At 62.8% G+C, this 250-nt stretch carries 1 protein-coding gene; it reads left to right on the top strand.

Annotated features, from left to right (window positions below; all coding sequences use genetic code 11):
* Positions 1-250, top strand: a 250-nt coding sequence (locus PU683_RS22350; protein WP_277174705.1) for a methyl-accepting chemotaxis protein, incomplete at both ends; no start/stop codon positions are given.

The raw sequence follows: 250 nt of genomic DNA, 5'->3' as shown, positions 1-250 counted from the left end.
AACTCATCACGCAACAGGGCTGGACAGCCGCCCACCAAATGAAGAACACGCTGGACAGCCTGAGTGGCAATTCGGAAAAGATCACGGAGATCACCAGCGTGATCGAAGGCATCGCCTTCCAGACCAACATCCTGGCCTTGAACGCGGCCGTCGAAGCCGCCCGCGCCGGAGAGCAGGGTCGAGGCTTCGCCGTGGTCGCGGCAGAGGTGCGAAATCTGGCCCAGCGCTCTGCCAGCGCAGCCCAGGACAT

The sequence above is a fragment of the Candidatus Kosakonia sp. 282A-S69 genome (assembly GCF_029433855.1).
GTDB classification, from domain to species: domain Bacteria; phylum Pseudomonadota; class Gammaproteobacteria; order Enterobacterales; family Enterobacteriaceae; genus Kosakonia; species Kosakonia cowanii_A.
The sequence above is the reverse complement of the archived record's forward strand: the minus strand, read 5'-3'. Positions and strand labels throughout refer to the sequence as shown.